The sequence below is a fragment of the Fimbriimonadaceae bacterium genome (assembly GCA_019638775.1).
Classification (GTDB): Bacteria; Armatimonadota; Fimbriimonadia; order Fimbriimonadales; family Fimbriimonadaceae; genus JAHBTD01.
Map to the genome: position 1 here is coordinate 541,040 of JAHBTD010000001.1, position 13,183 is coordinate 554,222.

The window sequence follows — 13,183 nt, forward strand, 5'->3', positions numbered from 1 at the left end:
CAATTGATCAAAGGCGGTCGCGGGAATTCGGTTAGTCGCGGGCTCATAGCTCAGTTGGTTAGAGCGCACCCCTGATAAGGGTGAGGTCGCTAGTTCGAATCTAGCTGGGCCCACCAAAACTTCCCAAAGCGATAACCCGCAATGCGGGCGATTCTCACACTAACCACGATTCAAGGCTACGCCGCCAGATCACCCATGGCGCTGTCGTGCTGCATCGCTTCTGTCATGAGCGGGCCAAACATCGATTCAAGATCGGCGGGTTGGATGCCCAGACGTTTGCACGCATAGTCGTCGAGCTTTGGAATCGCCGAATTGGGGAAAGTCGTGTACCCAAGCTTGGCCGCTATCCAGTCCGCCAGATGCACAATGTCGACTAACGCTCGGTTCGGCTCCGAAGCAAAAATCGGCTCGTGATGCCAACGACTTGCTTCGCAGATTGCTTGTGCCAATCCGTGCTCGCCCGTCATTAATTCGCCAACTTCTGTGTGGTCAAATCCAAGGTAATACTTCTCAATTCCACGCACGTCTTCATTTGGCGCTTGACTTGCCGAGAGGGCAACCATGCTCATCTCACGCGGAAAAAACCCTGCCATACAAAGATAGCCACAATCCAAGAGCAAACCGGTGATGTGGGCAAGGTCAGGATCAACCGTCCCGATCTTTCGTGCGATAGTTCGTGCTGTCCCAGCAGTTAGCAAGGACCGCAGCCTAAACCCCTGCTGATCCATGCCCTGAACTTTGCTGAGGCTGTCTGAGTTCGATACCATCTGCAAACTTGCCAAAATGCTGCCGACCTGAAGTGGTCCAAGCAAATCAATGGCATGGCGAATCGACTGCACAGGCTTTGCATAAAATGCCGCCGAACTCGCCACTCGAACAACCTTGAGAGAAAGAGAGGGGTCCTTGCCTACCACTTCAGCCACGTCGCGAGGAGGTTCCCCAGCAGCGATCGCCGTAAGTGCTTGTACGATAATCGCCTGCATCGGCGATGTCTGATCCTTGCGCCGGATCATGATTCTTAACGAATCTAATTTGGGTCCCTTTGCGTGAAACGCGCCTTGATCGATCATTCTCCCTCCCCATGTCCCAGACCCGGCGGTTGAACAACCATGCCCGTGACACTAACACTTATCGGAAGTCTCCGCTTTGGCATACAGCAGCTCAACCCATTTTCAAAAAAATTGCGCAAATTTCGACTATTCTTTGGCATTGAACATTAGTGTTATCGCATCTAACGTCTGCCCCGTCGAATCAACCGCCACACATCTCTCTAACGCTTCAAAGAACGAACGATCGTCTAACTCTGCATCTCCCTGACGATAAGCCCGACAAGCTCAAACTAGGTCTTTATTCCAACGGCGTTTGCTTTCAAACGGATCAACCTGTCTATAATGCTCGTCCTACGACGGATTCCGAAAGGTTTCCGGGCCGGAGACGGATTGGTTATCGTTTAGGTTGATCATCCCAATCGTCGCATTTTCGCCCGGACAAAAAATCTCAGGATGATGAAGAAGAAAGTTATGTACAAAGGCAACGAACAAGCAAAGGTGATTGATCTGGCGGCCGCCAGAAGTCTCGCCAATGCGCCCCGGCAAAAATGCCCGGGCAACACATATTCGACGTTCGCCTAAGGCCGGTTTTACACGCCGCGCCTGGGCAATGACAGGCGCGGGAAAAAGCTCCTTCACCGGCATTTTTTTTGCCCTTCGACGAGTTCTGAGAGATCGAGGTCTTGCGGGCCGACGGTTTGGGTTACCAGCAAACGGGGCAGAGTCTAACGGCGCTGCCTAGCGATAACAACTCCCAAGCCATCCCTTGTCTGCAAGGCTCATGTTCTCCAATGCGTGGGCCGATGGCGTTGAGTTATCGCACCAAATCATCCGAACGTTGCCCGAATCACGAGCGGGCGATGCGACAAGCCAAGTGTATAGGCACGTGAAGGGTCGAAAGGCCGCTCACGTTGGCGTTCGGTTCTCAGCCCGCACTTGTCCACGCACGAATTGGTTTCCGTTGGGCCGAAGCGCTTGGGTTATCCGCCTTAAGCTGAAGCAACCCAGGGCATCACTTGTCCAACGGATCGAACAGTTTCGATTTCGGCTTTCCGGGCCGAAGGTCGTGGGTTATCACATCAGGAGGACGTGGGTTCGAGTCCCACCCGGTTCGGTCGAACGAACCGGCAGCTCAGTCTGGACAGAGCGCCTGACACACCTACCCACCCCGCTACTTGCCCGGAAAGCAAAAAGGAGCGATTCGTAGCTCACGCTTGGTGAAGCAGACAACAGTAGGCAATCGTACGTCGCGAATTTGATCGCCGATAGCTGATCGCCGACCGCAGATTTATGTCCGGGCCGGAGCCGGAGGGTTAACGTGATAGCTGGTTCGACTCCAGCACCCGCCTTTTAAGCGGTAGGGGCCAAGCGCAAGCAAGGCTCAGGATATGTTCCCTCCGCCGTACCCTTGCCCGGATTCAAAAACGAATCACGGATTACAGATCACGGATTTCCGATTTCCGGTTTCTGATCTCAACAAAAAAGGAAAAGGTGATAAGAACATGAGGTTCACAAAGCATTTGAGCTTAAAGAAGACAAAGCAGAAGATGGCTATCCCGGGTGCTGGACAGGTCCAGAACTCAGCAGGCGGTTTCGTCTGGACCCCCGATGCGTGGGCTCTGCTCGACAGGTTCCTGATCTTGGGTACCGAGGGTGGAACCTTTTACATCGGTGAGCATAAGCTGACGCGCGACAACGCTAAGAACGTCATGGAGCTGATCAAGCTCGACGGCGAAAAGGTCGTTGCCCGGATCGTTGAAATCAGCGAGTCGGGACGCACGCCGAAGAACGATGCTGCGATTTTTGCCCTCGCCCTGTGCGCTTCCTTCGGGGAGACGCCGGTGCGCCAGGCCGCATTTGCCGCGGTCCCGCGCGTCTGCCGAACCGGAACCCACCTTTTCCAATTCATCTCCGAAACCGAGGAGTTGCGTGGATGGGGTCGCGGTCTCCGAAAGGCGGTTCAGCGTTGGTACACGGAATCGTCTGCGGAGGATTTGGCTTACCAGGCGATGAAATATCAGCAGCGCGGCGGTTGGTCGCACCGTGACCTGTTGCGTTTGTCGCACCCGAAGGCGACCACCGAAGAGCACAACGTGATCTTCAAGTGGATCGTCAACGGTGTGTTTGCCGGATCGAACGACCGCATCGAAGCATTCGAGCGATTGAAGAAGACGGACAGCCCGAAGGCCGCCGCGAAGATCATCCGCGACTACAGGATGACGCGCGAATGTGTGCCGACCGAGCTGCTGACCCACGCGCAAGTGTGGGAGGCTTTGCTGGAGTCGATGCCGATGACGGCGATGATTCGCAACCTGGCGAACATGACCAGGTGCGGTCTGCTTGAAGTCGGAAACGACGGCACGAAGACGGTCATCGAGAGGCTGAAGAACGAGCAGGCGTTGAAGCGTGCGCGCGTGCACCCGCTGGCGATCCTCTTGGCTCAGGCAACCTACGCAAGAGGCCAGGGATTCCGCGGACAGCATTCGTGGACGCCCGTGCCGAAGATCGTCGATGCGCTTGACGAGGCCTTCTACAAGGCTTTTGCAAACGCAGAGCCGACCGGCAAAAGGTTCTTGCTGGGCGTAGACGTCTCGGGTTCAATGGCGTCCTACACCGTCGCCGGAACACAGCTGAGCGCATGCGAGGCGGCGACCGCGATGGCGATGGTCACCGTTGCGACGGAAGACTCCGTGCGTCCGATGGCGTTCAACCACGGTCTGCAGCCGCTCCCGATTTCGGGAAGGATGCGCCTGGATGACGCCCTGAAGCACACGAAGAACGTGAACTTTGGCGGAACGGACTGCGCTCTGCCGATGATCAACGCGACGAAGAACAAGTGGCCCGTCGATGTGTTCGTGGTCTACACGGACAGCGAGACGTGGTTCGGGCATATCCACCCGGCCCAGGCGCTGGAGGAGTACCGTCAGAAGATGGGAATCCCGGCGAAGCTGGTCGTGATGGGGATGTGCGCAAACCAGTTCACCATCGCCGATCCGCGCGACCAGGGAATGCTGGACGTCGTCGGATTCGATGCGGCGGTGCCGCAGGCTCTGCGCGAGTTCGCGCTAAGCTGAAGGCAAACGGCAGGCTGGCTGCAATAAGCCAGCCTGCTCCTCGTTTGAATACGCTAAACTATCCCAAACAAATGACCCTATCTGTCACATTCGACAAGTTTGCCGAGACCCTAACCAGGTTCGGGATGTCAAAAGACGTCTTCATTGTCGAAATCGGCGGGAAGGTCATGGTCACTGCTGTAAACCCAGAAAAGCGCTTCTTCGTCTCGGCAGAAAGCCCAAACGACAAGGGACTTACGGAAGCTGACCTCAAACAATCAGGACTTGTCGTATTCGAGGGGCGTTGGCAAGAGGGTGCCCCTGGCGAACAATCGCACGATAGCGAAGTCCAATTCGTCGCAGCTGTCGCCTACAAAGCTAAGAACAACCAAATCGGCCTATGGATGGACGCATTCCCGTTCCAACCCACACAGGCTCAAGTGCTTCACGCCGTCTATGACGAATTCAAACAACATGGCGACTTAGGCGAACTCGGATTCGAAGCGTTCGTCCGACTCGCAAACCCAACCGTCGTCATCGCCTCAAACCCAGAACTCGCGTCGTTCGCCCGAAAACACCTTTCACCCCCGTAGGCTCAGCCTCCCGCCCCCGTACCCTAGCCGAGAAGCACTCCGTGCGCTGTCCTCCAGTTTGCAAACAAGATCATAGAGCCGCCTCTTGGCTCACCTTCACTAACTCGACGCCTAGTCCAAAGATCGACTAAGCGCAAAACCCCTACGCACCTTGCTCACCACCGTCTATAAGACAGAACTCAGGATGGGAGAGATAACATTACAGTTTTATCGCTCTCATCCCGAGTTACCATCATTCTCGTTCAAATACAGCTTGGTGTAGCCACCTCGCAAAAAGCTGGTAGATATCAAACATCCTTCACAAGGCAACGACTTTTTGATAGCGTTGATCTTCTCACTTTTAGATTACGGATAATCTGAGAAGGATTGGGTTCCAACCTGGATTATTCTCATTTGCTGGATTATCCTTGATTGGGCCGTGATATTTACCTTAACGCTGGTTGTGCCAGATGTTGTCCCACTGCAATTCATATAGCAATTGTATAGGGTTACAGAAGGGTTAGCTATCCATTGACCGTTCACAAGTTGAAATACAGTAGTCGTTGACAGCTGTGTTGGCAACTCCCAAGGATCAGTTACATCCACTCCTCCATCCTGATCTACAACAGGCCCACCATTCCAGGTTGCTGATGCAGATCGAAAGGCTCCAATTCCTGCTGCAAGATCAGCATATGAAGTTGAAGAGTGGGGGATAATAATCCCTCCACATGCAGCCTTAGCCATAGTTTTCTGCCTTGGCTTCAACTGAACGCTATAGGGGCTTGTGCCTGGCAAATCGGATGGATTGTCCGGAACATACTTGATTTGCCAAGTATAGGTTGTATCAAAGTTTGCACTTGAGCTAACACTACCAGGGCCTTGCAGGAACACTCCAATGCCTACGTCGATCTCGCCGGTTTGTGTATCGTAACTACCGGTATATGGCGATGGAATACTACCACCCCAAATGTTAATTGAAGCATTTGCTGAGATGATCTCGATAGTGCCTGCGGCTGCAATTACTGAGGCGCTCATCAATACTGCGATGGCTGCTTGTTTAGTCAATATTCTCATATTCTCCCCAAATATCTAAGATTTTGCTTAGATACCATGTTTATTCAATATTATCTGTGCCTTAAAAGGCAATTCATTGTACAGGAAAGCCGAGAATATGAGTCTCGGCTTTCAGGCAAACGATACTTAACTACTGTCCACCCTTGCCACCTCCGCCGCGCGACATTCCGCGATTCTTGAGGTTCTCGGGCATCTCTTGTTGCGGCTTGTTTTGAGACTGCATATCCTTCACAGTCTGCTCAGGATTGTCTTGTTTTTCTCCGCACCCAGAAAGCATGACGCTAAACAAGCCTGTTAGAAACAATAGAGACAGTAAGCTCACGCGCTTTGTCATGGCTAACCCGTAACATCCCATTCGTACACGCTCAGGTCAAACGCGGTGCCTGCATGACCGTCAAGCACATTGCAACCAGCGGGGACAGCGGTGATCGGCTTAACTTTTGTCGACGAATCGGTGTAAGTAATGATGACCTTATCGCCGTGCCACGGCCATACGCCTCCATAGACGTTCCAAGCAAGTGGGCTTGAGGGATTCCATCCGCCAAACCACCAGTATCCCGGCCAATCTGACATCCCAGGTCGCAGGTCATTAAAGTTCGTATCATAAATGCAAGGGGCATCGACTTCGTAGTTTCCACCACCAACTGGTGTACCGCTTGACCTGCGATCCCAAATGCTACTTATCGAGTATATGGTCTTGCTGATGTTATAGACCATTGTCTGAGAGATCGGAACATGATGAGTAGCAGATCCATCCCAGCCCTGAGGGTGAATGAACTGCGTATTCACTCCGAAATCACACTTGAATCCCAGGTTGAATACTTTTTGCATCGCTTGATACTGGTACGGCACGCTACTAGCAAGGACGGGAATGCCATATGTCTCTCGTTCATTCTCACCAGCAGGGTCCATCGTATCCGTAAACAAAGTTGCGTTTTTATTGTATGGATAGTTTAGATAATGTATGTTTGCATCATCAGTGGGCGGCACCACACTGTAGAATGGGGCCGAATCTCTGTAGAAAGCGATCGCATAATAGTCGTCGTAATCGACGCCATACATGATCGAAGAGGTCCCCATCTGCTTGGAATTGCTGATAGCCGACGTCTTCTTCGCTGCAGCCTTTGCCTGTGCAAAGACCGGGAACAGGATCGCCGCCAGAATGGCGATGATCGCAATAACGACGAGCAGTTCAATTAACGTAAATGCACGTTTAAGCATGTAAATTCCTCCCAGCGCCCAAACTCGGACGCTTGAATTAGGGCTTCCTAAATCATCCCTTGTTACCAGTGTTATCCAAAAAGAAGAGAAATCCTCCAAAAAAATAGTTTTTTATTAAAGCATTTGCCCAATTACAAGGCTTGAACCTACACACGACGCGCTTTCTGACCCTAATCCTTAACCCACATGAAAACGGCTAACCCAAAAGCGCCTACCCAAAAAAAAAAAGAAGGCCCCCGATTCCGGGGACCTTCAATTGCTTGCGCAGTGAGTCTAAAGCGTGCCGCCACCACCGCCTGGAGGAGGACCGCCGGGGCCGCGTCGCGGAAATGCAAACGGCTCTCCAACCATCTGCTTCCATTTCGACCGTTGGTCTGCCGTCAAGACCTCCATGATCTTGCCCATCAACTGCTCACGCATCTGGCCATCCATCGGGGGACCGCCTTGCCGGCCGGGTCCGCCCGGGCCACCTTGGCCGCCAGGACCACCCTGCCCCCCGTGCTGTCCGGGTCCGGCCTGCTGTCCGCCAAGTAACGGCTGATCGAGATCATCGCCGCCACCGCCACCGCCGCCGCGAGGAGGTCCACCCGGTCCGCCCTGTGGCGGTCGCATCTGCTGAAGGATGTCACGAATCTTCTGCTTCTGATCCTCTGTCAAGCGCAGCGCTTCGCCCACTTCAGGACGCGTAAACGCCATTGGCCCAGCAACCTGCAGCTCAATCTGCTCATATCGCTTGAACTGGGCATCGTCAAGAACCCGCTTCAGTTCGGCGCGGACTTTTTTCGGCGTATCGTCATTGTCGGGCGGGCCTTGAGGAGGTCCTTCCCGATCTCCGCCTCGTGGCGGTTCTGGACGGTACTTCTCCAAAATCTCTTGGATCTTCACTTTCTGAGCCTCAGTAATCTTCAGCTCTTTCTGAACTTCCGGCATCATCAGAATGCCAGGACCATTCGGACCGCCCGGCCCGCGCATACCGCCAGGACCTTGCTGGCCTCCTGGGCCGCCTTGTCCAGGTCCACCGGGACCACCACGCTGCCCAGGCCCGCCCTGCCCGCCAACTTGGCCGCCGGATGGATCGCTGGAACTCACAAACGCGACAACGTCGGACGAAATTCCGTTTTGTTCGCCATGAATCGGATTTTGCGCACTTGCAAAAACGGCAACAATGCCGAAACTGCAAATCACGAAACTCTTGAGGTAGCTGTTGCTAGCCATTTTTGTACTCCTTTACGGATCGTTCTCGACCCTTCGCACATCAATTTAGTTAGCAACTGTTTGAAAGTTATTTGGAATCGTCACTTTTTGAAGAAGCATCCATCGGGAACCGCATTTCAACCAACGTCCCTTTCCCCACATCACTTGTAATCTTGAGCTCACCGCCATAGCCCTCCACAATCGACTTACAAATCGCCAGCCCAAGCCCGCATCCGCCATCCTTCCTACTCCGCGCCTCATCCACCCGATAAAATCGCTCCGTCACTTTGTCAACGTGTTCAGCAGGAATCCCCGCCCCGTCGTCTTCAACGCTCAAGATGCCCTCATTTCCACGCGCTTTGGCAGTAACCGTTATCAACCCCGTCGCCGATGTGTACCGACGTGCGTTACCAAGCAGGTTCACCAAACATCGAACGATGTCTTCTTTATTCGCACAAATAGCCAGAGACTCATCTTCTACTCGAGAGCGAATCGTTGCCCCCGACTTAGGATCAAACTGCTCAACCGCTTCATCGATCGCCTCCCTCACCAAAACCGGCCCCACTGGCAGCGTCGATTCCTGAGCATCCGCCCGCGCAAGCACCAGCAGTTGTTGGACCAGCCTGCTCATCCCATCTGCTGCCTCATCGGCAATCTTCAAGGACTCCCTCAACTCACCCTCATCCCCCTCTTGAGAGAGCGCCGAACTTGTCGTCAGCTTCATCCGCGCTAGCGGCGTCCGCAACTCATGCGACGCATCCGCCACAAACTGCCTCTGCTTGGCAAGCGAATCCTGGAGCTCATTTAGCAGCCGCTCCCGTTGTTCAAAGGAGAGTTGCAGTCGTTCCACCATCTGATTAAAAGTAAGCGCCAACTGCGCCAATTCGTCCGTTCCACGCACATCCAAACGACGCGCCAGATCACTCTCCGAAATGTGCGCCGCCGCATCTGTCACCTCCATCACCGGCTTCAAAGCCCGATTCGCCAGAAACGACCCCGCAAGCGTTGCCACGATCAACGCTAGTGGAATCAAGATCAATAGAAGCCTCGTCTGCGTCGCAACCAACCGCTCAAACTCTTCGAGACTCCTCCCAAACTGCATCGTCCCCAAAAACTGCCCGTCACGAACAATCGCTTGGCTCAAAACCCTGGTTCGGCCTCCCTCCAACTCAACTGTCGTGAGGATCGGCGGCCCGCTCTGAACACGCAACGACGTCGGGTCCAGCGGCCCAACGTTCGGGTTCGGCGCAACGGGATTACCCTGAGCCCCAAAAAAGAGTGGTCGTTCCACAGCCGGAAGGTCATCCACCGGAGGTTGATTTCTACGCTCTTGAGCAGGTGGCATATTCTGTCCCGGAGGACCTCCAGGGCCTCCTAAGCTGCCCGGACCGCCGAAACCTTGCTGCCCCTGAAACCCCGGACCCCCGAGTGCCGGAGGCACATTCCGTGTGAGCTGCCGAGATCGCGCCAGCATATCGCCATCAAGCGATCGCATCACTGCCGTCTGCGTCGTATAAATCAACCCAAAGCCAATCCCCAACAGCGAAACCAGCACGACAAGTGCATTCAGCAACGTAAGCTTCGTGCGAAAAGAAAGTCCCGTCATTGGTCCCCCTCTCCACCTGCCGAGATGCGATAGCCGACGCCATGAATGGTCTCAATCAGACTGTGTTCCCGTCCAGTATCGATCTTCTTCCGCAATGACGTCACATGAAAATTGACTGTATTCGACAGGCTCTCAACGTCATTCCAAACCTGCTCCGTAATCAATTCACGTGATAGAGTTCGGCCTTGATTTCGAGCCAAAGCTTCAAGCAAAGAAAACTCTCTCCTCGTCAAGTGAAGTTCCTCGCCATCGCGTGTGACGAGGTGGCTGACCGGATCGATTTCAAGATCGGCAACGCGCACAATCTGAGTCTTGTGGATCTTGTCACGCCGAACCAACGCCCGAATCCTCGCCAAAAGCTCCGCGAAATCAAACGGCTTTGCTAAATAATCGTCGGCCCCAGAATCCAGCCCCCGCACCTTATCGCCCACCTGATCCCTTGCCGTCAGCATCAAAATCGGAACGGTCGCCCGCTGAGAACGCAACTCGCGGCAAACCTCAACCCCGTCCATCTTCGGCATCATCACGTCAAGCACAATCAGTTGATAAGCGCGGCCCGTCGCCATGCGCAAGCCCTCAACCCCGTCAAAGGCCAGATCGACGGTAAAGCCCTCCTTCTCAAGCGTGTGCCGCAAACGCTCGGCAATCACCTCGTCGTCTTCAATCGCAAGGATTCGCAAAGTCTTTGAAGTATAGCGACACCACGCAAGCTACTTCGCCGCGTCCACTCCCGGCAAAGGGAAATCACGGTTCTGAACGTGCTCTTTCTTCAGGACTTCTAAGGCTCGACGTACGACGTCCGGCCTCGCCGAAGCGATGTTTCGCTTTTCCCCAGGATCAACAGACAAGTCGTAGACCTCTATCAAATCCGGATTGCCCTTCAAATTCGGTTTGATCGCCTTCAAATCACCAAAAATCACAGCCTGCATAGATGCCGCTTCTGGGTATTCAAAGTACACATAATCCCGCTTTGCCGAAGACTTCCCTACCAGAGCCTTCGCATAACTCAAACCATCATTCTTCGGAGCTCGTACCCCGGTAACATCGCACAAAGTCGCCAGCGCATCATAGCAAACCGAAACATGATCGCTGGTCGTCCCCGGCTGAATCTTCCCCGGCCAAGACGCCACGAAAGGAACACGAATCCCACCTTCATACAAGCTCATCTTTCCCGCTCGCAAAATCCCGTTCGACTCAAAAAACTCTCGATCCACGCCTCCGTTGAAAGTCGCCCCATTATCCGAAGTGAAGATAACCAGAGTGTTGTCCTTCGTTCCCGATACTTCCAACGCCTTCAAAATCTCTCCGACCGTATGGTCCAGATAGGCGATCATCGCAGCATATGTCGCCCGCGGTCGAAGATTCGGCAGATACCCGCTCTGCCCGAGGTACGGCGCAGGATCCCACTCTTTTGGAAATTTCTCGACCCATTCCCGAGGCGCTTGCAAAGCCACATGCGGCAATACCGGCGCGTAATACAGGAAAAACGGCCGGCTCTTACTCGACTTAATGAACGCCGTGCAGGCGTCCATCATCCGCTCAGGAGCATAGTCCTTCCCACCAAACCGCTCCTCATACTCTTCAGCCGTCGCAAGTGGAGCATCGATCTTCTGGTGCGCGTTGTACGGTCGATTGCCCATCAATAGGTCAACACGATGGTCGCTCCACAAGTACGGCGGATAGTAATTGTGGGCTCGACGCTGGCATAGATAGCCGTAAAACCGATCAAACCCATGCGCCAAAGGATGCTCCACCGGATCGGGTCCACCAAGCCCCCACTTCCCCACCAAAGCCGTCCGATATCCCCCCGACTTCAAAGCCTCCGCAATCGTCGTCTCCGACTGTGGCAGGGGAAACTGCCCCTCCTTGTCGTTCGGCCCAAAGCCCCCCTGCTCCTTATTCCCCCGGACCGAAGCATGCCCTTGATGCTTCCCCGTAAGAAGGGATGCCCTGGTCGGCGCACACACCGGGCTAGCCGCATAAGACCGTGTAAATTTCACTCCCTCAGCCGCAAGTCGGTCGATGTTCGGAGTCGGAATCTTGGTTTGCCCATAACACCCAACTTCGCCATATCCCAGATCGTCGGCCATGATGTAGACGATGTTGGGTTTCACTTGAAGGGCAGTTACGGCCAACGCCGCGATAACGGATACCATGCCCTATTCTGCCGGATCGGTCTTTGACGGATTGATCACACACCTAAAGCCTGAGTGAAACAGCCCTGTGTCCGGCGAAGATTTCATCCGCGCGCTCGGCCTGTACCCCTTGCAATAGCAATCCGCACACAAGAACGAGCCCCCACGTAGCACCCTTTTTGCGACCCCCGGCTCAGCCGGATCATTCGATGAACTCGGCCCTTTGGGATCATTGTCTGCCATCTCCGAGTAGGCCGCTGCGCTGTACCAGTCCGCACACCACTCCCAAACATTCCCCGCCATATCATATAGCCCAAACTTGTTCGGCGCAAACGACTTCACAGGAGCGGTCGTCAAGAAACCGTCGGTATTCTCATTCTTGAGCGGAAACTGCCCCTGCCAAATATTGGCCTGTGGATGTTTGTCGTCAAACGGTTCAGAGCCCCAGATAAACGCCTGACCAGCAACCCCTCCCCTCGCCGCATATTCCCACTGCGCCTCAGTCGGCAGTTCTTTCCCCGCCCACTTGGCATATGCCCCCGCATCCTCCCATGCCACTTGAACGACAGGATGATCCTCCTTGCCCTCAATATCGGACCCCGGCCCCTCCGGATGCTTCCAATTCGCACCGATCACATAGTCCCAACCCTTGCCCGAAACGAAAACGAGCGCACCGGGTTTGAGCTTCTCTGGGTCAACGCCTGGAAACTCTTTAGGATCAATCGCCCGCTCTGCCACCGTCACGTATCCTGTCGCCTCCACAAACTCGGCAAACTGCGCATTCGTCACTTCATGCTCGTCCATGAAGAACCCGCTCATCTTAAGCTCCTTAGCAGGCGACTCGTCCACAAACCCCTCATCAGAGCCAATCGTGAAAGTGCCTAGTGGAATCCAAACCATCCCTTTGGGAACTGGGCGTGACTCACTCGCGACCGATGGCCCAACATCCTCCGACGCACCGCATCCCGCAACGAGCAAAAGAGCAAGAATGGAGACAAGGGCGCTGAAGGCAAGCAAGCGCAAAGCAAGCATAGAAAGAGTATGGAGACTATGACCCGAGACGTCAACATTCGCCCTCAAACGAAAGTATCTCGTGCCCCCTCTCGACCCTCCTCACTGTGCCGAGATAGGGTAAATTTACCGCTCATGGGCGGTTAGCTCAGTGGTAGAGCACTTCGTTCACACCGAAGGGGTCGTAGGTTCAAATCCTATACCGCCCACCATTCTTCAAAAAGCCCTCCCTTCCATTTTTCCGGAAATGGAGGGGAGGGTTGGGTGG

The 13,183-nt window shown here is 54.3% G+C and carries 12 protein-coding genes and 2 tRNA genes; 4 read left to right on the top strand and 10 right to left on the bottom strand.

Annotation, left to right across the window (positions count from 1 at the left end; all coding sequences use genetic code 11):
• Nucleotides 1–39: 39 nt before the first annotated feature.
• Nucleotides 40–116, top strand: a tRNA-Ile gene (locus KF784_02525).
• Between the two features lie 60 nt (nucleotides 117–176).
• Here the strand turns inward: KF784_02525 and KF784_02530 are convergent.
• A complete protein-coding gene (locus tag KF784_02530; protein ID MBX3117913.1) occupies nucleotides 177–1,070 on the bottom strand; it encodes an HDOD domain-containing protein in 894 nt (297 codons plus the stop codon).
• A 330-nt stretch (nucleotides 1,071–1,400) separates the two neighbouring features.
• Nucleotides 1,401–1,694 (bottom strand): hypothetical protein, encoded by a 294-nt coding sequence (locus KF784_02535; GenBank protein ID MBX3117914.1) that lies wholly within the window; start codon nucleotides 1,692–1,694, stop codon nucleotides 1,401–1,403.
• Nucleotides 1,695–2,551: 857 nt separating this feature from the next.
• Between KF784_02535 and KF784_02540 the strand changes: the two genes are divergently transcribed.
• Nucleotides 2,552–4,123: a TROVE domain-containing protein gene (locus tag KF784_02540; GenBank protein ID MBX3117915.1), complete on the top strand. Its 1,572-nt coding sequence runs from the start codon at nucleotides 2,552–2,554 to the stop codon at nucleotides 4,121–4,123.
• Between the two features lie 71 nt (nucleotides 4,124–4,194).
• Nucleotides 4,195–4,695, top strand: a complete 501-nt coding sequence (locus KF784_02545) for a hypothetical protein (protein ID MBX3117916.1) — start codon at nucleotides 4,195–4,197, stop codon at nucleotides 4,693–4,695.
• Between the two features lie 345 nt (nucleotides 4,696–5,040).
• Here the strand turns inward: KF784_02545 and KF784_02550 are convergent, their stop codons facing one another.
• From KF784_02550 to KF784_02585, 8 genes are all read right to left on the bottom strand, one after another.
• Nucleotides 5,041–5,748, bottom strand: a complete 708-nt coding sequence (locus KF784_02550; GenBank protein MBX3117917.1) for a hypothetical protein — start codon at nucleotides 5,746–5,748, stop codon at nucleotides 5,041–5,043.
• Between the two features lie 130 nt (nucleotides 5,749–5,878).
• On the bottom strand, nucleotides 5,879–6,082 hold the full coding sequence (locus tag KF784_02555) for a hypothetical protein (protein ID MBX3117918.1): 204 nt from the start codon (nucleotides 6,080–6,082) through the stop codon (nucleotides 5,879–5,881).
• 2 nt (nucleotides 6,083–6,084) lie between these two features.
• A complete protein-coding gene (locus KF784_02560) occupies nucleotides 6,085–6,969 on the bottom strand; it encodes a prepilin-type N-terminal cleavage/methylation domain-containing protein (protein MBX3117919.1) in 885 nt (294 codons plus the stop codon).
• Nucleotides 6,970–7,242: 273 nt separating this feature from the next.
• Complete coding sequence (locus tag KF784_02565) at nucleotides 7,243–8,184, bottom strand: hypothetical protein (GenBank protein MBX3117920.1); 942 nt, start codon at nucleotides 8,182–8,184, stop codon at nucleotides 7,243–7,245.
• Nucleotides 8,185–8,251: 67 nt separating this feature from the next.
• Nucleotides 8,252–9,769, bottom strand: coding sequence for a HAMP domain-containing histidine kinase (locus KF784_02570; GenBank protein MBX3117921.1), 1,518 nt, complete (start codon nucleotides 9,767–9,769; stop codon nucleotides 8,252–8,254).
• Nucleotides 9,766–10,449 (bottom strand): response regulator transcription factor, encoded by a 684-nt coding sequence (locus KF784_02575; protein MBX3117922.1) that lies wholly within the window; start codon nucleotides 10,447–10,449, stop codon nucleotides 9,766–9,768. The genes KF784_02570 and KF784_02575 overlap by 4 nt, the downstream gene beginning before the upstream one ends.
• 30 nt (nucleotides 10,450–10,479) lie before the next feature.
• Nucleotides 10,480–11,925, bottom strand: a complete 1,446-nt coding sequence (locus KF784_02580) for an arylsulfatase (GenBank protein ID MBX3117923.1) — start codon at nucleotides 11,923–11,925, stop codon at nucleotides 10,480–10,482.
• 3 nt (nucleotides 11,926–11,928) lie between these two features.
• Nucleotides 11,929–12,936 (bottom strand): formylglycine-generating enzyme family protein, encoded by a 1,008-nt coding sequence (locus KF784_02585; GenBank protein ID MBX3117924.1) that lies wholly within the window; start codon nucleotides 12,934–12,936, stop codon nucleotides 11,929–11,931.
• Nucleotides 12,937–13,052: 116 nt separating this feature from the next.
• On the opposite strand from KF784_02585, the gene KF784_02590 reads away from it, so the two are divergent.
• Nucleotides 13,053–13,127: transfer RNA gene (locus tag KF784_02590), tRNA-Val, on the top strand.
• Nucleotides 13,128–13,183: the final 56 nt, after the last annotated feature.